The sequence below is a fragment of the Catenulispora sp. GP43 genome (genome assembly GCF_041260665.1).
Lineage (GTDB): Bacteria > Actinomycetota > Actinomycetes > Streptomycetales > Catenulisporaceae > Catenulispora.
This window is the reverse complement of sequence record NZ_JBGCCT010000043.1, coordinates 74,195-93,521: the sequence shown is the minus strand read 5'-3', so window position 1 is coordinate 93,521 and position 19,327 is coordinate 74,195. Positions and strand designations below refer to the sequence as shown.

General features: G+C 70.5%; 20 protein-coding genes and 1 pseudogene. 9 read left to right on the top strand and 12 right to left on the bottom strand.

All coding sequences use genetic code 11. The features are described 5' to 3' along the window. A pseudogene (locus ABH926_RS48930) lies at positions 1–229 on the top strand (hypothetical protein); the annotation flags it as partial. A gap of 4 nt (positions 230–233) precedes the next feature. Here ABH926_RS48930 and ABH926_RS48925 read toward each other — a convergent pair. After that, entirely contained in the window at positions 234–1,109 is an 876-nt protein-coding gene (locus ABH926_RS48925; protein WP_370374271.1) for a TIGR03619 family F420-dependent LLM class oxidoreductase, read from the bottom strand. A 2-nt stretch (positions 1,110–1,111) separates the two neighbouring features. Further along, a complete protein-coding gene (gene ilvD, locus ABH926_RS48920; protein ID WP_370374270.1) occupies positions 1,112–2,965 on the bottom strand; it encodes a dihydroxy-acid dehydratase in 1,854 nt (617 codons plus the stop codon). Positions 2,966–3,129: 164 nt separating this feature from the next. Here ilvD and ABH926_RS48915 point away from each other — a divergent pair, with 164 nt between their 5' ends. Beyond that, the gene (locus ABH926_RS48915; RefSeq protein WP_370374269.1) at positions 3,130–3,984 is read left to right on the top strand and encodes a hypothetical protein; all 855 of its coding nucleotides are present in this window, start codon (positions 3,130–3,132) and stop codon (positions 3,982–3,984) included. Here ABH926_RS48915 and ABH926_RS48910 read toward each other — a convergent pair. Both ABH926_RS48910 and ABH926_RS48905 read right to left on the bottom strand, forming a co-directional pair. Next, a complete protein-coding gene (locus ABH926_RS48910; protein WP_370374268.1) occupies positions 3,944–5,131 on the bottom strand; it encodes a serine hydrolase domain-containing protein in 1,188 nt (395 codons plus the stop codon). The genes ABH926_RS48915 and ABH926_RS48910 overlap by 41 nt on opposite strands. Before the next feature lie 13 nt (positions 5,132–5,144). Next, a complete protein-coding gene (locus ABH926_RS48905) occupies positions 5,145–6,668 on the bottom strand; it encodes an MFS transporter (protein WP_370374267.1) in 1,524 nt (507 codons plus the stop codon). Positions 6,669–6,837: 169 nt separating this feature from the next. Here ABH926_RS48905 and ABH926_RS48900 point away from each other — a divergent pair, with 169 nt between their 5' ends. After that, entirely contained in the window at positions 6,838–7,110 is a 273-nt protein-coding gene (locus tag ABH926_RS48900; RefSeq protein WP_370374266.1) for a type II toxin-antitoxin system Phd/YefM family antitoxin, read from the top strand. On the opposite strand, the gene ABH926_RS48895 is transcribed toward ABH926_RS48900, so the two are convergent. From ABH926_RS48895 to ABH926_RS48885, 3 genes are all read right to left on the bottom strand, one after another. Continuing rightward, entirely contained in the window at positions 7,085–7,528 is a 444-nt protein-coding gene (locus tag ABH926_RS48895; protein ID WP_370374265.1) for a hypothetical protein, read from the bottom strand. The genes ABH926_RS48900 and ABH926_RS48895 overlap by 26 nt on opposite strands. Positions 7,529–7,583: 55 nt before the next feature. Next, a complete protein-coding gene (locus tag ABH926_RS48890; protein ID WP_370374264.1) occupies positions 7,584–8,081 on the bottom strand; it encodes a MarR family winged helix-turn-helix transcriptional regulator in 498 nt (165 codons plus the stop codon). 93 nt (positions 8,082–8,174) lie between these two features. Next, a complete protein-coding gene (locus ABH926_RS48885; RefSeq protein WP_370374263.1) occupies positions 8,175–9,074 on the bottom strand; it encodes a DUF2127 domain-containing protein in 900 nt (299 codons plus the stop codon). Positions 9,075–9,185: 111 nt separating this feature from the next. On the opposite strand from ABH926_RS48885, the gene ABH926_RS48880 reads away from it, so the two are divergent. After that, positions 9,186–9,494: a DUF3817 domain-containing protein gene (locus ABH926_RS48880; protein WP_370374262.1), complete on the top strand. Its 309-nt coding sequence runs from the start codon at positions 9,186–9,188 to the stop codon at positions 9,492–9,494. Positions 9,495–9,508: 14 nt separating this feature from the next. Here ABH926_RS48880 and ABH926_RS48875 read toward each other — a convergent pair whose 3' ends face one another. From ABH926_RS48875 to ABH926_RS48865, 3 genes are read right to left on the bottom strand one after another with little or no spacing between them, the layout of a single operon-like run. Beyond that, positions 9,509–9,892, bottom strand: coding sequence for a VOC family protein (locus tag ABH926_RS48875; RefSeq protein WP_370374261.1), 384 nt, complete (start codon positions 9,890–9,892; stop codon positions 9,509–9,511). Further along, complete coding sequence (meaB, locus tag ABH926_RS48870) at positions 9,889–10,851, bottom strand: methylmalonyl Co-A mutase-associated GTPase MeaB (RefSeq protein ID WP_370374260.1); 963 nt, start codon at positions 10,849–10,851, stop codon at positions 9,889–9,891. The genes ABH926_RS48875 and meaB overlap by 4 nt, the downstream gene beginning before the upstream one ends. 25 nt (positions 10,852–10,876) lie before the next feature. Further along, positions 10,877–12,028 carry an acetyl-CoA C-acetyltransferase gene (locus ABH926_RS48865; RefSeq protein WP_370374274.1) on the bottom strand — a complete coding sequence of 384 codons (1,152 nt, stop codon included), beginning with the start codon at positions 12,026–12,028 and terminating at the stop codon, positions 10,877–10,879. Positions 12,029–12,225: 197 nt separating this feature from the next. On the opposite strand from ABH926_RS48865, the gene mce reads away from it, so the two are divergent. Next, complete coding sequence (mce, locus tag ABH926_RS48860) at positions 12,226–12,669, top strand: methylmalonyl-CoA epimerase (protein ID WP_370374259.1); 444 nt, start codon at positions 12,226–12,228, stop codon at positions 12,667–12,669. Between the two features lie 95 nt (positions 12,670–12,764). Here the strand turns inward: mce and ABH926_RS48855 are convergent, their stop codons facing one another. After that, entirely contained in the window at positions 12,765–13,493 is a 729-nt protein-coding gene (locus ABH926_RS48855) for a polysaccharide deacetylase family protein (RefSeq protein WP_370374258.1), read from the bottom strand. Continuing rightward, complete coding sequence (locus tag ABH926_RS48850; protein ID WP_370374257.1) at positions 13,493–14,701, bottom strand: UDP-N-acetylglucosamine--N-acetylglucosamine transferase; 1,209 nt, start codon at positions 14,699–14,701, stop codon at positions 13,493–13,495. Before ABH926_RS48850 ends, ABH926_RS48855 begins: the two co-directional genes overlap by 1 nt. A gap of 164 nt (positions 14,702–14,865) precedes the next feature. Here ABH926_RS48850 and ABH926_RS48845 point away from each other — a divergent pair, with 164 nt between their 5' ends. From ABH926_RS48845 to ccrA, 4 genes are all read left to right on the top strand, one after another. After that, positions 14,866–16,131 (top strand): sensor histidine kinase, encoded by a 1,266-nt coding sequence (locus ABH926_RS48845; protein ID WP_370374256.1) that lies wholly within the window; start codon positions 14,866–14,868, stop codon positions 16,129–16,131. 41 nt (positions 16,132–16,172) lie between these two features. Next, the gene (locus ABH926_RS48840) at positions 16,173–16,814 is read left to right on the top strand and encodes a response regulator (protein ID WP_370374255.1); all 642 of its coding nucleotides are present in this window, start codon (positions 16,173–16,175) and stop codon (positions 16,812–16,814) included. Positions 16,815–16,841: 27 nt separating this feature from the next. After that, a complete protein-coding gene (locus ABH926_RS48835) occupies positions 16,842–17,594 on the top strand; it encodes a GNAT family N-acetyltransferase (protein ID WP_370374254.1) in 753 nt (250 codons plus the stop codon). A gap of 167 nt (positions 17,595–17,761) precedes the next feature. Then, positions 17,762–19,111: a crotonyl-CoA carboxylase/reductase gene (gene ccrA, locus ABH926_RS48830; protein ID WP_370374253.1), complete on the top strand. Its 1,350-nt coding sequence runs from the start codon at positions 17,762–17,764 to the stop codon at positions 19,109–19,111. Positions 19,112–19,327 lie beyond the last annotated feature (216 nt).

Here is a 19,327-nt window from a genome sequence, read left to right as displayed (position 1 = left end):
CAGCACCGCCTACGACAAGCTGTCGGTGCAGGTCCTGAACTCCTCCGGCACCGTCCTGGGCACCCTGGCCACCTACTCCAACCTCAACCACAACAGCGGCTACACCCAGCACTCCTTCAGCCTGGCCAGCTACATCGGCCAGACCATCTCGCTGAAGTTCACCGGCACCGAGGACTCCTCGCTGCAGACCTCGTTCGTCATCGACGACACCGGTCTGAACGTGAACTGACGCCCTAAATAAGGGTACGGATCATCGGCAGCCGCGCGGCGACCTTCTCCAGGTCGGCGAGCGGCTGCTCCGGTGAGAAGAACAGCACGATCTCGGTGAAGCCGGCGTCCAGCCACGGCGCGACGTCGTCCACCACCCGGCGCGGGTCCGGCCGCAGCTGCACCGAGCGCCGGATCTCCCCCGGATCGCGGCCGACCTCGGCGCACCAGCGGTCCAGCACGCCCGACAGCCGCGCGGCCTCGTCGACGCCGTCGTGGTTCACGGTGTTCCAGACGTCCGCCTGCTCGGCGACCAACTTCAGCATCCGCTTCTCGCCGGTGCCGCCGAGCCAGATCGGCGGGTGCGGGCTCTGGACCGGCTTGGGCGCGTGGACGGCCTTCTCCACCGTGTAGTAGTCCCCGAAGAAGTCGATGAACTTCTCCGGAGACCACAGGGCCTTGATGATCGTCAGTGATTCGCGGAGCTTGTCGATTCGATGCCCCGGACCACCAAGCGCGATGTCGAGCATCCGGTGCTCGTACTCGGCCCAGCCGGCGCCGATGCCGAACTCCAGGCGGCCGCCGGACAGGTGGTCGACCGTGGTGGCGATCTTGGCCAGCACCGCCGGATGGCGCAGCGAGTTCGCGGTCACCATGCAGCCGATCCGGGCGTTCCGGGTCTCGGAGGCCATGGCGGCCAGCAGCGACCAGCCGTCGAACAGGTCGATCGCCGGGTCCGGCTCGGCCACCGTCGCGGCGTTGCCGACCCCGGCCAGGTGGTCGTAGACCCACAGGTGGTCGAACCCTGATTCGTCGGCCAGGCGCCAGAAGGCGCGCAGCGCGGCGATGGAGGTGCCTTGCGGGACCAGCTTCGCGCCGATCCGTAACGGGTGCTGGGTCACGGCTACTTGCCGATTTGGCCGAGGTCGCGCACGCCGCCGGTGGCCGCGCTGGAGGCCAGGGCGGCATAGGCGCGCAGAGCGACCGAGACCTGCCGGTCGCGCTCGCGCGGCCGGTAGCCGCCGAGGTCCGCGAGCAGCTTGGCGCGGCGCTCCTCCAGCACTTCGGGGTCGACGTCCAGGTGCAGGGTGCGGGTGGCGATGTCGATCTTGACCATGTCACCCTCCTCGACCAGCGCGATGACGCCGCCGCCGGCCGCCTCCGGGGAGATGTGGCCGATGGACAGGCCCGAGGTGCCGCCGGAGAAGCGGCCGTCGGTGACCAGCGCGCACTTGGCGCCCAGGCCCGTGCCCTTGAGAAACGCCGTCGGGTACAGCATCTCCTGCATGCCGGGGCCACCCTTGGGGCCCTCGTAGCGGATCACGATGACGTCGCCGGCGACGATCTTCTTCGCCAGGATCGCCTCGACCGCGTCGTCCTGCGACTCGAAGACCCGCGCGGGACCGGCGAACTCCCAGATCTTCTCGTCCACGCCGGCGGTCTTCACGATCGCGCCGTCGGTCGCCAGGTTGCCCCACAGCACCGCCAGGCCGCCGTCCTTGGTGTAGGCGTGCGCCAGGTCGCGGATGCAGCCGTTCTCCGCGTCGGTGTCCAGGCTCGCCCAGCGGTTCGCCGTCGAGAACGGCTCGACGGTGCGCACGCCCCCGGGAGCCGCGTGGTACAGCTCGATCGCGGCCTCGGAGGCCTTGCCGCCGCGCACGTCCCACTCGTCCAGCCAGGTCTGCAGGGTCGGGGCGTGCACCGCGTGCACCTCGCGGTCCAGCAGCCCGCCGCGGTTCAGCTCGCCGAGGATCGCCGGGATGCCGCCGGCGCGGTGCACGTCCTCCATGTGGAACTGGCTGCTCGGCGCGACCTTGGACACGCACGGCACGCGGCGCGAGACGTGGTCGATGTCCTTGAGCCCGAAGCCGACGCCGGCCTCCTGCGCGGCCGCCAGCAGGTGCAGCACGGTGTTGGTGGAGCCGCCCATGGCCACGTCCAGGGCCATGGCGTTGCCGAACGCCGCCGGGGTGGCGATCGCGCGCGGCAGGACGGACTCGTCGTCCCCCTCGTAGTAGCGCCGGGCCAGCTCGACCACCGTGCTGCCGGCGCGCTCGAACAGCTGCCGCCGGGCCTCGTGGGTGGCCAGCACCGAACCGTTGCCGGGCAGGCCCAGCCCCAACGCTTCCACCAGGCAGTTCATCGAGTTGGCGGTGAACATGCCCGAACAGGAGCCGCACGTGGGGCAGGCGGAGCGCTCGATGCCGTCGAGCTGCTCGTCGGAGACGGAGTCGTTGGCCGAGGCGATCATCGCGTCGATCAGGTCGATCTTGGAGTGCACCACGCCCTCGATGGCCGTGGTCTTGCCGGCCTCCATCGGGCCGCCGGAGACGAACACGGTCGGGACGTTCAGGCGCAGCGCGGCCATCAGCATGCCGGGCGTGATCTTGTCGCAGTTGGAGATGCACACCAGCGCGTCGGCGCAGTGCGCGTTCACCATGTACTCCACCGCGTCGGCGATCAGCTCGCGGCTGGGCAGCGAGTAAAGCATGCCGGCGTGGCCCATGGCGATGCCGTCGTCCACGGCGATGGTGTTGAACTCCTTGGCCACACCGCCGGAGGACTTGACCGCCTCGGCCACGATCTCGCCGACGTTGCGCAGGTGGACGTGGCCCGGGACGAACTGGGTGAAGGAGTTGGCGACCGCGACGATCGGTTTGCCGAAGTCGTCGTCCCCCATGCCGGTGGCCCGCCAAAGCGCGCGCGCCCCCGCCATGTTGCGTCCGTGGGTGCTGGTGCGCGACCGCAGGGCTGGCATGCGCTGCTCCGATCCGTATCACACAGGAAGACTGTTCACTCGGCTTGAGACGTTCATTCTCGCACTGTGGACTCTATCGCTCCAGTCGCGTCCGGGAAGTGGACGGCGCGCGCCGAGTCCGGGTCCGGGTCCGGTCCCCGTGACCTGTGCGTATCATCTGGCCCGTGGGGAAAACGGGGCGGACGTTGGACATGGTGGACCTGCCGGGGCGAACCGCGAGGCGGCGACGCAGGGCCCGGATCAACAGCTGGATCGGCCGGCTGATCACCGCGGGGATCGCGGTGACCACGGCGGTCTTCGCGGTCATCGGGGCGGTGCGGCTCGTTTCGGACCAGGGGAACCTCGCGGCTTACGACAAGGCGCCGTACTGTGCCGCCCAGGCTGTACAGACTCAGACGTGTGTCCTGCGCACCACCGCCGACATCGGCTATGTCTACGCCTCGAAGAACACCGGCAAGAACGCCCACGGCTACACCACCAAGGCCTACGTGTACCCGGTGACCGGCCACGGCGAGACGGTCACGCTGAGCTCCTCGCAGGACCTGACCGACTCGGTCTACGACGGCGACACCCTGCCGGTGCTGGTCTGGCGCGACCAGATCACCCGGTTCACCTTCCACGGCTCCACCCATGACGCGGACGAGAACCCGCACCACATCGTCCTCGACGACGTGTCGCAGGTCGCGCTGTGCCTGATCGCGGCGTCTCTGTTCGGCCGGTCGCTGATCCGCAGGCTCCTGCACGACCGCGTCGCGATCAACCTGCGGCGCAACCGGATCCCGGATTGGACGCTGGTGGTGCTGGCGCTGGGCACGACGCTGGCCGCGATCGTGCGGGCCTCCTACGCGGTCACCGCGCTCGGGCTGGCCGGGGTCGCGGTGCTGGCGCTGTCGGCGGCGTGGCCGTTCGTCCCTTGGGTGGCCACGTATTCCGAGCAGCAGCCCTTCGTCGTCGGGTCGCGGGCCAACGCCAGGGCGGTCAGGAAGCGGACCCAGGCTCGGCCGGGCCGGCTGCCCTGAGCACTCCGGCCTCGCTGACGGCCTCGCTGACGGCCGCGCGCACCAGGTCGCTGAGCTCGGTCTGCCAGGCGAGCGCCGGGCCGCGCGGGGCCATGTGGCTCGACAGGTACGCGAAGACGAGTCCGTGGTCCGGGTCGGCCCAGGCGTTGCAGTAGTTGCTGCCGTTGTGGCCGAAGACCTCCTCGCCGGCCGTGGTGCCGAAGGGCTTCGCGGTCTGGATCGGCTGATCGCCCCACCCGAGTTGGAAGCCGTGGGCCCAGCGGACGGCGTGGCCGATGATCGGGTCGCGATGGGTGCCGCCGCCGGTGGTGGGGAAGCGCGCGGGGTTCCGGGCCGAGCGCACGGTTTCCGGCGCGAACACGGTGACGCCGTCGATGCTGCCGCCGTCCAGCAGGAGCTGGAAGAACCGGGCCACGTCGCGCGCCGTGGAGTGGACCGTCGCGGCCGGGATCGGCGCGGTTCGCACGGATTTCTGGGCGAAGCGGGCCACCTTCAGCCGGTCGGGGAAGGGGGTTCTCGGCGCCCTCGCCGGTTTCAGTTCCGCCCGCGCTTCCCAGCGTCCGGGCGGCAGGCCGAGCGAGGTGTCGTGCAGTCCGGCCGGGGCGAGGATCTGCGTGCTCAGGTACTCGGCGAGCGGGGTGCCGGTGACGCGCTGGACGAGTTCGCCGAGGATGAAGCCCTGGCTGAGGATGTGGTACGCCGAGGACTGGCCCGGCTCGCGCTTCGCCGTGGCCGCGGCGGCCGCCCGCACCGACCGGTCCCAGTCGTGCATGATCAGCGCGTCGCCGACGACGTGCCGAGTCGACAGCGGCGCGCCGGTGGCGTGGGTGAGCGCGTGGCGGGGGGTCGCGGATTCCTTGCCGGCGCGGCCGTATTCGGGCCAGTGCTCTGCGATCGGGGCGTCGAGGTCGAGCCGGCCGCGTTCGGCGAGCAGGTGGACGGCCATCGCGGTGAACGGTTTTCCGGTGGACCACAACAGGAACGGGGTGTCGGGCCGGCAGCGCACGCTCAGGTCGAGGATCGGGGCTCCATGGTGCAGGACGTACAGCTGCGCCTGTCCGGGGCGGTCGCGAACCAGCGCGGCGATGTGGTTCAGGGCGGTGATGCGGTTCAGGGCGGCGATGTGGTTCAGGGCGTCCTCGGTCATCGCATAAGCCTCCTCAGCCCTCGGTCGCCCGGGGCCTGCTCGGTGCCTCCGGCGTGCCGGGCTCGGCCTTGCGGCTGCGCCAGTCGGCGATCCCGACGACCAGCGCGGCGACCTCGAAGCAGATCGCCACGACCGCACCGGCCTGGAAGGCGTTGGCGAAGCCCTTGCCCTGGCTGACGCGGGAGAAGAACACCGCGCCGACGCAGGCGATGCCGAGCGCGGAGCCCAGGCGCTGCGCGGTCTGCATGACGCCGCCGGCGGTTCCGGCCCGGCTCACCGGGACCTCCGACAGGGACAGCGCGAGGTTGGGCGCGATGACCAGGCCGGAGCCCACGCCGGCGACCAGCAGCGGGCCGGCCGTGGCCACCCCCGCGCCGCGTCCGTCGACCCAGTGCACGACCAGGATCGCGGCCGCGGTGCCCAGCGCCACCAGGACGAGGCCGAGGATGACCAGCGGGCGGCCGTGCTTGCCGACCAGGCGTCCGCCGAGGGTGGCGCTGACCGCGGAGCCGATGGCGAAGGGGGTGGTGGCCAGGCCCGCTTCCAGGGCGCTGTAGTGCAGGCCGTTCTGCACGAAGAGCGTGAAGATGAAGAAGATGGTGGTGAAGCCGGCGAAGTAGAGCAGGCCGAGCACGCTGCCGCGGGTGTAGGAGCGGATGCGGATCAGGGCGGGCGGGACCAGCGGCGTGTGCCCGGAGGCCGCGACCCTGCGCTCCCACTGCGCGAAGGCGATGATCAGCAGCACGCCGAGCACCACCAGCCACCACTTGCCGCGGCCCGTCCACTGCTGCTGCTGCACCAGCGGCAGCATGATCGCGACGACGGACGCGCCGAGGAGCAGCACGCCGACCCAGTCGATGCGTCCCTTCGCCAAGTCCTTGCCGCACCCGACGCATCCGGGGATCAGCCGCAGCGCGAGCACGAACGCCACGACCCCGATCGGCAGGTTCACGAAGAACACCCAGCGCCAGCCGTGCTCCTCCCCGCCGGCGGCGATCAACAGCCCGCCGACCAGCGGCCCGACCGCCGTGGCCAGCCCCACAATCGCCCCGAAGTACCCGAAGGCCCGCGCCCGGGCCGCCCCGCTGAACATCTCCTGGATCAGCCCGGAGATCTGCGGCCCCAGGATCCCCGACGCCAGCCCCTGCACCAGCCGCGCCACCACCAGGAACGCCGCCCCCGGCGCGATCCCGCACAACCCCGACGCCACCGTGAACGCGGCCAGCCCCACCAGGAACGCGGTCCGCCGCCCGACCATGTCCCCGAAGACACCCGAGGGCACCAGGACCAGCCCGAAGGTCAGCGCGTACCCCGAGACCACCCACGACAGGTCGGCGGGCGTGGCGGACAGGCCCTTCTGCATCGAGGGCAGCGCGACGTTGACGATGGAGACGTCCAGCAGCGTCATGAAGCCGACGAGCAGGCACACCGCGAGCGCGCGGTTCTTGCGCTGCTCGGAGAGCCCGGCGATGCCCGGGATGCTCGAATGCGCTTCGGGGCGCTCGTCGAGGTCGGGGCCGTCCGCAGCGGTGCTCACAGTGGTCACGGTGACAGTGGTGGTGGGGGGCTGCAAGTCGGGACGGGTGAGCACGCCGGCTCAGAGGACGATTGCCATGTCGTGGTTGGAAGGCGGCAGTAGTAGCCCATCAGGGTGAGCGCAGGCAGCTTTCAGCTCGAACCAATCCTTCAAAGTGTGGGATTTGTACATGGCTGACACCTACACCGTGACCGAAGCCCGTGCCCACCTCGGAGAGGTCGTCAACAAGGCCCGCCACGGAGGCAGAGTCATCGAGATCACGCAACACGGCAAGCCTGCCGCCTTCGTGATAAGCCCCGAATTGCTGGCCTACTACCAAACGCTTGAAGACGAGTACGACATCGCCGAGGCGCACCGGATCAAAGCCGATGGCGAGCCTTCCGTCCCTCACGCCGAGGTCGCGGCTCGATTCGGGCTCAAGCCTGACGGGCGTCCTGCGTGAGGTACGACATCGAGTGGAAGCCGGCAGCGATCACCCGGCTCGAAGCCGCGGCAAAGGACCACCCCGAGGCACCGCCGTGAAGACCAGGCCGGGGGCGGCCACGGGGCACACCACCGCCCTGGCCTACCTGGGGCCGATCACGCTCGGCGTACTCGCGATCTCGCTCGTCGTCCGCCGTCACGGCGACACGGGTGTCCCGGAACTTGCCGGACGTCGAGCCGGAGACGCCGGTCACCGTCGCGGTGACGCTCAGCTGGTCGGCGTGGTCGGCGTGGTCGGCGTGGTCGGCGTCGAAGAAGTCGGCGGCGTGCTGCCTGCCCTGCAAGCCGGGGATCAGGCAGGCGGACACCACCGCGAGCAGCGCCCCGGCGATCGTCATGGCCCAGCGTGCCGACTGTGCCCGCAAGCTTTCCGCCATCGCCCGGTCCCCCACGGTCCCCCGTCGAGCCGCTGCTCCGAACGGAGCCCGCGTCTCAGCCCCGCCCCTGCTCCAGACCCTTCCCGATCACGTCCAGCGCGTCGCCCAGCGCGACCAGCTGCTCCCGGCTCAGCGGTGTGACGAACGCCTCGCGCACGTCGCGCACGTGCAGCGGCACAGCCGCCAGCAGCTTGTCCCAGCCCTGGTCGGTGAGCACCGCGAAGAAGCCGCGGCCGTCGGTCTCGCAGGGTTCGCGGCGGACCCAGCCGTCCTTCTCCATGCGGCTGATCTGGTGCGACAGGCGGCTCTTCGAGAGCAGCGCGCCCTCGGCGAGCTCCGTCATGCGCATGCGGCGCAGCGGGGCCTCGGACAGGCGGGCCAGGACCTCGTAGTCGATCAGGGTCAGGCCGTGGCTGCGGGACAGGCTCGCGCTCAGGCGGTCCGGCAGCAGACGCATCACCGAGATGTACTGGCGCCAGACGGCCTGCTCGGTCTCGTCGAGCCAGGGTGGTTCGTCGATGCCGGGTGGTTCGTCGGTGCCGTCGGCGGTCATGGTCCCAGCGTACGGCAGTGGTTGAACTCGCAACGGCTCAGCCCGCCGGCCCGGTGACGCCGGGGACGGGCTGAGCGTTCACGAGCTACGCCGTCACGGCGCTCCGGGGGCCGGATCAGCCGGCTGCGGGTCGCTCACATGCGGGTCGGGCAGCTGCGGGTTGTTCAGCACGACCGTCTCGGTCAGGTCGACGCGGGCGCTCGGGATCTCGGCCTGACACGCCGCCAGCTCCACCGTCAGCAGCGCCTCGGCGTGCTTCTGCGCCTCGAACGCCTTGCCGCCGCCGCGGATGCCGAACAGCCGCTTGGAGATCAGCAGGTAGACCACGGCGCCGACGTTGATCGTGAACGTGCAGATCGCCAGGATGTAGGACTTGTGCTCGTGCACCTTGTTGTAGCCGTCCCAGATCTCCAGCGGCAGGAAGATCGAGGTGCCGACCGCCGTCAGGTACTCGCCCCAGCGTTTGACCATCCACAGGCCCACGCCCTCGACCGTCTCCAGCAGCGCGTAGCCCCCGAGCAGCAGCGCCACCGTGTGGATGGTCTTCGGCTTGTAGTCGAAGGTCTTGCGGATCCGCTCCACCACGCTGGCGTGCTCGACGTCCCACCCGAAGTGGTTCGCGAACGGCTTGAACGCGCTCAGGTCCGACTCGAAGAGCCGCTGCACGGCGTTCTGGCTGCTGCCGAACTTCCACACCGCCCAGGCGATCAACAGGATCACCACACCGCGGATCACCCGCTCGACGGCCAGCAGCCGCAGGATGAACAAGTCCCGCAACGCCTTGCCTCGCGGCACGATCGGTGCCTGCTCCGCCGGCCCGCTACTGCCGGGCTCCCCTATGACGAAGTCGCCACAGCGCAGACACCGCCACGCCGGACCGTGGACGGTCTCCACCCGAAGTCTCGCGGCCAGCTCTGTCTCCATTACAGAGCCCACCGGTGCGTAGGTCTCATGCCCCCGACGCGCACAACGGCGCCTGTTCCAGTCACGCATGGTGCCCAGCGTAGGGGGAGGCGTAATGCCGCGGTACCAGCTGGGGTATTCTGCCCGGGATATACCGACACGTTGTCGGCCATAACCCCGGTGAACTGCGAGGAACCGCCCGTGACCACTGCCGATGTGACAACCGCCGAGGACCCCAAGCTCGCGCGCTTCCGCATGGTCTCGCTGGCGGAAGGAGTGTCCTTCCTCATTCTGCTGTGCATCGCGATGCCGCTGAAGTACGCCGCGCACATGCCCGCCGCGACCATGGTGTTCGGCATGATCCACGGCCTGCTGTTCCTGGCCTATGTGGGACTGGCGTACAGCGTGAAGCAGACCCACAACTGGGACGCCAAGCGCTTCCTCGTGGTGCTGGTCGCCTCGGTGCTGCCGACCGGCCCGTTCTGGCTGCACAAGTCGCTGAAGAGCTAAGGCTTCCGAGTCGTTTACAGGGCGCGCGGGAGGTAGTCCGCGCGCCCTTCGTCGTCGAGCTCGAACGGTCCCTCGGGCAGGACGCAGAACTCGTTGCCCTCCGGATCGGCCATGACCAGGAAGCCGCCCCCTGCGTACTCCGGGAGGTAGCTCGCGCCCAGCGCTTCCAGGTGCACGCGCGCGGCCGCGGGGTCATCCGAGCGGATGTCGAAGTGGACGCGGTTCTTGCCCGCCTTCGGCTCGTCGGTCTTCTGGAATCCGATCCCGATGCCGTCGACGCGGTTCAGGAAGACGAAAGGACCGATCCGGGCCGCGATCGACCGGTCCAAGACCTCGCACCAGAACGCGGCCAGCGCCTCGGGGTCCCGACAGTCGACGATGACGTCGGTGAGCCTCACTCGTCGCTCACGCCGGCGACCAGCTCGTCGGCCGCCGAGTACGGGTCCAGCTCGCGCCCCACGACCCGCTCGGCCAGCACCGACAGCCGCCGGCCGCCGCGCAGGTCGCCGATGCGCGCGCGCAGGGCGGCCAGGGCGATGCCCTCGATCTCGACGGATGCCCGGTAGCGCCGGCGCTCGTCGAGCTTGCCGTGCTCCTCCAGCCAGCCCTTGTGCTTGTCCAGCGCCTCGACGAACTCCTCGATGCCCTGGCCGGTGGCCGCGACCGTCTTCACGATCGGCGGCCGCCAGTCGCCCGGGGACCGGGACTCGCCGAGCGCCAGCATGTGGCCCAGTTCCCGGGCGGTCGCGTCGGCGCCGTCGCGGTCGGCCTTGTTGACCACGAACAGGTCGCCGATCTCCAGGATCCCGGCCTTGGCCGCCTGGATGCCGTCGCCCATGCCGGGGGCCAGCAGCACCACCGAGGTGTCGGCGGTCGCGGCGATCTCCACCTCGGACTGTCCGACGCCGACCGTCTCGATCAGCACCACGTCGCAGCCCGCGGCGTCCAGCACCCGCACCGCCTGCGGCGTCGCCGCCGACAGGCCGCCCAGGTGCCCGCGCGAGGCCATCGAGCGGATGTAGACGTCGCGGTCGGTGGCGTGCTCCTGCATCCGGACCCGGTCGCCGAGCAGCGCGCCGCCGGAGAACGGCGAGGAGGGGTCCACGGCCAGCACGCCGACCCGCTTGCCCTGCGCCCGGAAGGCCGTGACCAGCGCGGAGGTGGACGTGGACTTGCCGACGCCGGGCGAGCCGGTCAGGCCCACGACGTACGCGGAGCCCGCGTACGGCGTCAGCGCCGCCATCACCTCGCGCAGCAGCGGGGAGCCGTCCTCCACGTGGGAGATCAGCCGCGCCACCGCGCGCGGGTCGCCCTTGCGGGCGCGTTCGACGAGGTCCGTCACATCGTTGCCAGCCACGGCCGGTGATCCTATCCGCGCGGTGTCAGCCGCGCTGCGGCACGGTGATGATCAGGGCGTCGCCCTGGCCGCCGCCGCCGCACAGCGCCGCCGCGCCGGTGCCGCCGCCGCGCCGCTGGAGCTCCAGCGCCAGGCTGAGCACCAGGCGCGCGCCGGACATGCCGATCGGGTGGCCCAGCGCGATCGCGCCGCCGTTGACGTTGACGATCTCCTCGTCGACGCCGAGGTCCTTCATGGACTGCACGCCGACCGCCGCGAAGGCCTCGTTGATCTCGATCAGGTCCAGGTCGGCCACGGTCAGGCCGGCCTTGCCCAGGGCGTGCTTGATGGCGTTCGAGGGCTGGGACTGCAGCGAGGTGTCCGGGCCCGCGACATTGCCGTGCGCGCCGATCTCGGCGATCCACTCCAGGCCCAGCTCCTCGGCCTTGGCCTGGGACATCACGACCACCGCGGCGGCGCCGTCGGAGATCTGCGAGGAGGTGCCGGCGGTGATGGTGCCGTCCTTGGTGAAGGCCGGGCGCAGGCCGGACAGGCTCTCCACGGTGGTGTCGGGGCGGATGCCCTCGTCGGTGGCGAACAGGATCGGGTCGCCCTTGCGCTGCGGGATCGACACCGGGGTGATCTCGGCCTCGAAGACGCCGTTCTTCTGCGCGGCGGCGGCGCGCTGGTGCGAGCGGGCCGCGAACTCGTCCTGCGGCGCGCGCTCGATGCCCAGGCGGGCGTTGTGCTTCTCGGTCGACTGGCCCATCGGGATGTTCTCCCAGGGGTCGGTCAGGCCGTCGTAGGCCATCGCGTCGAGCATCTCCACCGCGCCGTACTTGAAGCCCTCGCGGGACTTGGGCAGCAGGTGCGGGGCGTTGGTCATGGACTCCTGGCCGCCGGCCACCACGATGTCGAACTCGCCGGCCCGGATCAGCTGATCGGCCAGGGCGATCGCGTCCAGGCCGGACAGGCAGACCTTGTTGATGGTGATCGCCGGGGTGGTCAGCGGGATACCCGCGGCCACGGCCGCCTGCCGCGCCGGGATCTGCCCGGCGCCGGCCTGCAGCACCTGGCCCATGATCACGTACTGCACCTGCTCGGGCGCGACACCGGCCCGCTCCAGGGCGGCCTTGATGGCGACCCCGCCGAGGTCGGCGCCGGAGAAGTTCTTGAGGGAGCCGAGCAGGCGGCCCATGGGGGTACGCGCGCCAGCGACGATCACCGACTTGGTAGCGCTCACGACGATGCTCTCCAGTGTCGAGGGGGTGAGGGGAAGTGGAGCTTGGTGCTGGCCACCAGCCTAGTCAGCAGTAAATTACTCGTCAGTAGCTTAGGGTGTCGTCTTCGACACAACCCCACGCGCTCTTGAGCCCGTCCCTGGAGGATGTCCCCATGTCTTCACCACTGACGCGCATCGACCACATCGGCATCGCCTGCCGGAACCTCGACGAAACCGTCGAGTTCTACCGCGCGACCTACGGCTTCGAGGTCTTCCACTCCGAGGTCAACGAGGAGCAGGGCGTCCGCGAGGCGATGCTGAAGATCAACGACACCGGCGACGGCGGCGCCAGCTACCTGCAGCTGCTGGAGCCGATCCGCGAGGACTCGGCCATCGCGAAGTGGATGGCGAAGAACGGCGAGGGCGTGCACCACGTCGCCTTCGGCACCGCCGACGTCGCGACCACGACCGCGGACATCGTCGGCAAGGGCGTGCGCTCGCTGTACGAGCAGCCGCGGCGCGGGAGCATGGGCTCCTCGATCAACTTCCTGCACCCGAAGGACGCGCACGGGGTGCTGGTGGAGCTGGTGCAGGCGGCCGAGGGCGACGAGCACTGACCATCGACGAGCACTGACCATCAGAGACGAGCACTGACCATCAGACCGGTCCTTCACTCCGATGGAGTCGCCCGGATGGCGCATCCGGGCGACCATCACATCCCGCGCGTCCCGCGCGTCCCGCCAACCCGGTCGTGGTCCCGGAGCGGACCGACCGTCCAGCCGCGTTCCTCGCAGTGGTCGAGCAGCAGCGGCACGGCGCCGAGCGTGGAGTGCCAGGAGCCCGGCTTGGCGGTGCAGTCGGTGTCGTGCAGCAGGATCGTGCCCCCGCCGCGCAGGTCCTTGGTGACCTGGCGGTAGACGCCGGAGGACGTCGCGCGCGCCGTCCAGTCCTCGCCCCAGCTGGTCCAGAGCGTGGGCCGCAGCCCGAGACGCCGGGCGGTGCGGTGCGCGGAGGCGGTCATCACCCCGTACGGCGGCCGGAACAGCGTCGGCTGCTCGCCGGTCAGGTCGGCGAGGAAGTCGCGGGCCCGGGTCAGGTCCTGAGCGGTGGCCCGCGGACCCCGGAACAGCAGGCTCTGGTGGTGCCAGCCGTGGACCCCGATCTCGTGCCCGGCCGCCCGGATCTCGCCGACCAGGCCCGGCGCGCGCTCGGCCATGGAGCCGAGCAGGAAGAAGGTCGCCCGGACGCCGCGCGCCGCGAGCAGGTCCAGGAAGCGCGGGGTGGAGTTCGGGTCGGGGCCGTCGTCGAAGGTCAGGGCGACGTGGTCGGCCGAGCCGCGCGCGGCCAGACCCGGCAGCACCCTGTTGCGGACCGGGCCGAAGGTGGTCGTGGCGGGGAACGGATGGGCCAGCACGGTCGCGGCCTCGGCAAGAGTGATCATCAGACCGCCACCGCCTGGGCGGCCGAAGCGACCGGGACAACCGAAGTGACCGGGACAACCGAAGAGACCGGGACAACCGAAGAGACCGAGACAGCCGAAGCGACCGGGACAGCCGAAGTGAAAGCCCCACCGAACAGCCCCGTCATCAGCGCATCGGCCTCGGCGCCGTCCCCGACCATCGCCAGCCCTGCGTTGCGCTGCCGCCGCCCCCGCACCCCCGAAGTCAGCTCCCTCAGCGCCCCGCCCAACTCCGCCTCCGAGCGCACCCACACCGCGAGCCCCGCCTCGTCCAGCACCGCCGCGTTGGTCCGGCCGTGCCCGACCAGGCTGCGGTAGGTCGCGACCGGCAGCCCGGTGGCGAACGCCTCGAGCGTGCTGGAGGCGCCGGCGTTCTGCACCATGACGTCGCAGGCCGCCATCAGCGTCGGCATGTCCCCGACCCACCCGTACACGTGCGGGAACCCCGCCGCGCGCAGCCGTCCCCGCAGCACCTCGTTGCGGCCGCACACCACCACCGGCGTCACCGCGCCGGAGGCCGCCAGGTCGTGCGCCGTCTCCTCGATGTCGCCGACGCCCCAGGATCCGCCGAGCAGCAGCGCCAGCGGCTTGTCCGTGTCGGCCAGCCCGAACTGTGCCCGCGCCGCGTCCCGGCGCGCCGCCGAGCGCTGCGTGAAGCGGGCCGAGACCAGCGGCCGGGCCACCGTGACCTTCGCCGGGTCCACGCCGTGCGCCACGGCCTGCGCCGCGGTCACCGCGTGCGGTGCCAGATACAGGTCCACTCCGGGCGCGATCCACAGCGGGTGCACCGAGAAGTCGGTGAAGGTCACCACGACCGGTATCGCCAGCCGTCCCGCGGCGCGCAGCCGGCCCAGCACCTGCGCCGCCAGCGGGTACGTCGCCACCGCCGCGACCGCGTCGGCCGGTATCGCGTCCAGGACCGCCCGCTCCGCGGCGCGCAGCAGGTGCCGCTGGACCAGGCCGGGGCGGGCCGCGCGCTCGGTGCGCGAATAGATGCACTGATACAGCGCCGGGGCGTGGGTGATGATGCGGCGGTAGGAGCCGCACACCGCGCGGCCGGCGGGCATCAGGTTCAGGAAGTCGTGCCGGTCGACCGCGAAGCCGCGCGCGGTGAGCCGGTCGGCGAGGGCCTTCGCGGCACTGTCATGGCCGGCGCCGACCGAGGCGGAGAAGATGACCACGCGGGACATGGGAGTCCTTCTTTCACAAGGTGTTTCGGACTCCTCCAATGCTGGTCACGGCGGGCCGCCGAATCAGTAGTGCGACCTGGCGCTTCGGGGGTGGGGCCAGCACCACCCCCGGGGTGAGGCTGGCCTGATGGACCCGCCGCCACCTGCGCCAATACCGTGAACGCGTGCCTACGACACGAGAGAACCTGCGGGTGCGCTGGGGCCAGGCCGGTTGGGAGGCCCTGTTCCTGGTGACCGGGCTGCCGCTGTGGGCCGGGGCGATGATGGTCCTGGTGATCTGGAGCCAGCCGGCGATCCTGCTGCTGCAGGCCGACGATCCCGGCGTCGTCCGCTTCGTGGCCTCCGTGGTGGTGGTCCTCGCGGTCGTGCTGGCGCTGGCGCCCCTGCTGACGAAATGGCAGCGCAGCCGCTTCCGCACGTTCCGCAATGTGGAGATCCACGAGGTCGAAACCCCGCGGCTGCACCGCGGCGAGTTCCGCCAGGCCCTGCGGTCGGAGGCGCTGTGGCGGCAGGCGCTCTACCACCTGATCACCGGTCCCCTGGTCGGGATGGCCCTCGTGGCCCTGGCCTTCATGGACCTGCTCGCGGTCGTGGTGTTGGTCAGGCTGCCCCCGCACGCCGTGGCCCTGGTGGAGCCCCACCACAGCGTGAACCCGAAGTTCTGGGGCCAGTGCCTCTACATCCTGCTGGCCGGCGCCGTCACCTTCGCCGGGCCCCGCCTGATCGGCCTGCTCGCCCGCGCCGACGACGCCGCCGCCCGGCGCCTGCTCGGCCCGAGCGAGACCATCGTGCTGGCGCACCGGGTGCAGACCCTGTCCGACAGCCGCGCCGCCGCGGTCGAGGCCGCCGACGCCGAGCGCCGCCGCATCGAGCGCGATCTGCACGACGGCGCGCAGCAGCGCCTGATGTCCCTGGCCGTGCACCTGGGCATCGCCCGCAAGACGCTCAAGGACGTCCCGCCGGAGGCGATGTCCGTCATCATCGACGCGCACGAGCAGGTCAAGGAGGCGATGGCGGAGATCCGGGACCTGGTGCGCGGCCTGCATCCGGCGGTCCTGGACGACCGGGGCCTGGACGCCGCGCTGTCCGGCGTGGCCGCGCGCTCGGCGGTCCCGGTGCGCCTGACCGTCGACGCCGCCGGGCCGCTGAGCGCGTCGGTGGAGACCGTCGCCTACTTCGTGGTCTCCGAAGCGCTGGCCAACGTGGTCAAGCACTCCCGGGCGAAACAGGCCGCGGTCGACGTCACCTGGCAGGAAGACAGGCTGCTGATCCGGGTCAGCGACGACGGCGTCGGCGGCGCGGACGCGCAGCGCGGCACCGGGCTCACCGGCCTGGCGCAGCGGGTGGCTTCGGTGGACGGCCGGCTGCGGGTGACGTCGCCGAGCGGCGGACCGACTATCCTGACCGCCGAACTGCCCTGCGGGGTGTGACGCTCAGGAACCGGCCTCAGTAGTAGCTCCAGGGGGAAGCAATGCGGGTGGTGATCGCGGACGACTCCATCCTCATCCGCGCCGGCGTGGTCCGGGTGCTGGAGATCTCCGGCCACCAGGTCGTCGCCGAGACCGGTGACGGCACCGCGCTGCTGGCGGCCGTGGAGCAGCACCGGCCGGACGCGGTGGTGGCCGACGTCCGCATGCCCCCGACGTTCAAGGACGAGGGCATCACGGCGGCGGTGCAGATCCGGGAACGCTTCCCGGACACGGCGGTCCTGGTCCTGTCCCAGTTCGTCGAGGAGCGTTACGCGACCGACCTGCTGGCCCGCGACACCACGCGGGTCGGCTACCTCCTCAAGGACCGGGTCGCCGACATCGACTCCTTCATCGAGGCCCTGGAGCGCGTCGCGGCCGGCGGCACCGCCCTGGACCCGGAGGTCGTCGCGCAGCTGCTGGTCCGGCGGGCCGCCGACCCGCTGGACCGCCTGACCCCGCGCGAGCGCGAGGTGCTGGCGCTGATGGCCGAGGGCCGGGCGAACGCCGCGATCGCGGTCGTGCTGGCGGTCAGCGAGAGCGCCGTGGGCAAGCACATCAACAACATCTTCATGAAGCTGGACCTGCAGCCCGACGACCTGGGGCACCGCCGTGTCCTGGCCGTATTGCGATACTTGGCTGCGTAGCTGCGGGCTTCCTACTAGCCTCCGCGCATGGATCTTCAGGTGATCGCTGCGACGGGGTGGGGCTATACAGAACGCGCTTATATAGGCGGCTGGGAATTGCGAGCCGCAGGCGGCCACACCTCGCGCGCCAACTCCGCACTCCCTATAGGGGATTCCGGAATGCCTCTCGACCAGACGCTTGAAGCGGTCCGGGAATGGTACATAAAGCGCGGACTTCCCGCACGGGTACAGACTGTCGACGGCAGTCCTCTGGACGTAGCGATCGCCGAACTCGGCCATCCGGAAACAGAGCGCCCCGCCTTGCGTCAGTCCGCAGCATTCGCGCCTGCGTTGGAAACGCTTAAGAGCTCCACGGATCCTCACCATGTAGCGAAGCTCACTACAGAACTCCCCGAGGACTACTTCAACGCTTACCGTCGCGGCCACGGCATCCCCGAGTTCCGGACCATCCTCACCTCAGGAGACGCGCTGATCGCCTTCGCAGTGGTGCGCGCGGACAACGGCGATGCCTTGTCTGTCGGCCGCGTCGCCATTGACACCGGAAGCGGCTATGCGGGGATCGCCGCGGTCGCCACCGCGGAACACGCACGGCGCCGCGGACTGGCGCGGATCGTATTGCGGGACCTGTTGGCGTTCGCCGCCGAACACGGCGCCGAGAACACCTACCTGGAAGTCGAGGAAGAGAACGCCCCTGCGCTTGCGCTCTACACGTCCCTCGGCTACGCGACGGCTCACCGTTATCACTCACGTCGCCTGTCCAGTCAAGATGTTGCAGGGTGATAGGGACCCGGCGGAATCTGTGACAAGGCCCACCTAGCCAGGGTGCGGGCGGAGCGCCATAGTTACCCATGAGTAGCTCCCGCCCTCACTCCCAGGGCCGACTGCCGTACTGCCCTCACAGACGGCAAGCACCGGCCCGCGACGCCGCCGACCCTTGGAGGCCGACGATGCAGCAAGAGACAGCAGAGATTCTCGCCGCGATCCAAGCCGGGAACACCCCGGCTGAGGACTTCGGGCACCTGAAGCTTCCCGACTCCTACCGCGCGGTCACCGTCCACGCCGACGAGGCCGAGATGTTCGCCGGCCTGGACAGCTGGGACAAGGACCCGCGGCGCTCGCTCCACGTGGAGGACGTGGCGACGCCGGAGCTGGGTCCGGGCGAGGCCATCGTCGCGGTGATGGCCAGCGCCATCAACTACAACTCGGTGTGGACCTCGATCTTCGAACCGGTCAGCACCTTCAGTTTCCTCAAGCGCTACGGCAAGGTGTCCGAACTCACCCGCCGCCACGACCTGCCCTACCACGTGATCGGCTCGGACCTGGCCGGCGTGGTGCTGCGCACCGGCCCCGGCGTCAACAAGTGGAAGCCCGGCGACGAGGTCGTCGCGCACTGCCTGAGCGTCGAGCTGGAGGACGCCGAGGGCCACGACGACACCATGCTCGACCCGCAGCAGCGGATCTGGGGCTTCGAGACCAACTTCGGCGGCCTGGCGCACCTGGCCCTGGTCAAGGCCAACCAGCTGATGCCCAAGCCGGGCCACCTGACCTGGGAGGAGGCCGCCTCCCCCGGGCTGGTCAACTGCACCGCCTACCGCCAGCTGGTCTCCAAGAACGGCGCGGCGATGAAGCAGGGCGACGTTGTGCTGATCTGGGGCGCCTCCGGCGGCCTGGGCAGCTACGCCACGCAGATGGCGCTGAACGGCGGCGCGATCCCGGTGTGCGTGGTCTCCTCGCCGGACAAGGCCGACATCTGCCGGGCGATGGGCGCCGAGCTCATCATCGACCGCAAGGCCGAGGGCTACAAGTTCTGGAAGAACGAGGATGAGCAGGACCCCAAGGAGTGGCAGCGCTTCGGCGCCCGCATCAGGGAACTGACCGGCGGCGAGGACCCGGACATCGTCTTCGAGCACCCGGGCCGGGAGACCTTCGGCGCCAGCGTCTACGTGGCCAAGCGCGGCGGCAAGATCGTCACCTGCGCGTCCACCTCCGGCTTCATCCACAGCTACGACAACCGCTACCTGTGGATGAACCTCAAGAGCATCATCGGCTCGCACTTCGCCAACTACCGCGAGGCGTGGGAGGCCAACCGCCTCATCGACAAGGGGATGATCCACCCCACGCTGTCGAAGTCCTACGCGCTGGAGGAGACCGGGCAGGCGGCGTACGACGTCCACCGGAACCTGCACCAGGGCAAGGTCGGCGTGCTGTGCCTGGCCCCCGAGGAGGGGCTCGGCGTGCGCGACGAGGCCAAGCGGGCGCGGTTGCTGCCCGCGATCAACCGGTTCCGCAACGTCTGAACCGGATCGGCGTGAGCACGAGGCCGGGCGGAGGCTGAATGGGCCTTCGCTCGGCTTTTCGAATTCCGCCGCCACGGACGGTAACGGCCGGACAGCGAAGCGCGACCATATCGCCGCGGCCTGCGCGCCTTCCACAAAGCTCTGATTCCCCCGCCGCCGCCCGACGTCACCGGGCCTGCGGTTTCCGGCTGGTAGGATCCGAAGCCTCTACTCATT

Excerpts from the sequence above, each read along its gene's own strand:
- ABH926_RS48890 (WP_370374264.1), bottom strand. The coding sequence starts at position 8,081 with ATGACCGCCGACGGCACCGACGAACCACCCGGCATCGACGAACCACCC.
- ccrA (WP_370374253.1), top strand. The coding sequence starts at position 17,762 with ATGCAGCAAGAGACAGCAGAGATTCTCGCCGCGATCCAAGCCGGGAAC.
- ilvD (WP_370374270.1), bottom strand. The coding sequence starts at position 2,965 with ATGCCAGCCCTGCGGTCGCGCACCAGCACCCACGGACGCAACATGGCG.
- ABH926_RS48865 (WP_370374274.1), bottom strand. The coding sequence starts at position 12,028 with ATGGGCCGCCTGCTCGGCTCCCTCAAGAACTTCTCCGGCGCCGACCTC.
- ABH926_RS48885 (WP_370374263.1), bottom strand. The coding sequence starts at position 9,074 with ATGCGTGACTGGAACAGGCGCCGTTGTGCGCGTCGGGGGCATGAGACC.
- ABH926_RS48850 (WP_370374257.1), bottom strand. The coding sequence starts at position 14,701 with ATGTCCCGCGTGGTCATCTTCTCCGCCTCGGTCGGCGCCGGCCATGAC.
- ABH926_RS48900 (WP_370374266.1), top strand. The coding sequence starts at position 6,838 with ATGGCTGACACCTACACCGTGACCGAAGCCCGTGCCCACCTCGGAGAG.
- ABH926_RS48895 (WP_370374265.1), bottom strand. The coding sequence starts at position 7,528 with ATGGCGGAAAGCTTGCGGGCACAGTCGGCACGCTGGGCCATGACGATC.
- ABH926_RS48855 (WP_370374258.1), bottom strand. The coding sequence starts at position 13,493 with ATGATCACTCTTGCCGAGGCCGCGACCGTGCTGGCCCATCCGTTCCCC.
- ABH926_RS48835 (WP_370374254.1), top strand. The coding sequence starts at position 16,842 with ATGGATCTTCAGGTGATCGCTGCGACGGGGTGGGGCTATACAGAACGC.
- mce (WP_370374259.1), top strand. The coding sequence starts at position 12,226 with ATGTCTTCACCACTGACGCGCATCGACCACATCGGCATCGCCTGCCGG.
- ABH926_RS48910 (WP_370374268.1), bottom strand. The coding sequence starts at position 5,131 with ATGACCGAGGACGCCCTGAACCACATCGCCGCCCTGAACCGCATCACC.
- ABH926_RS48840 (WP_370374255.1), top strand. The coding sequence starts at position 16,173 with ATGCGGGTGGTGATCGCGGACGACTCCATCCTCATCCGCGCCGGCGTG.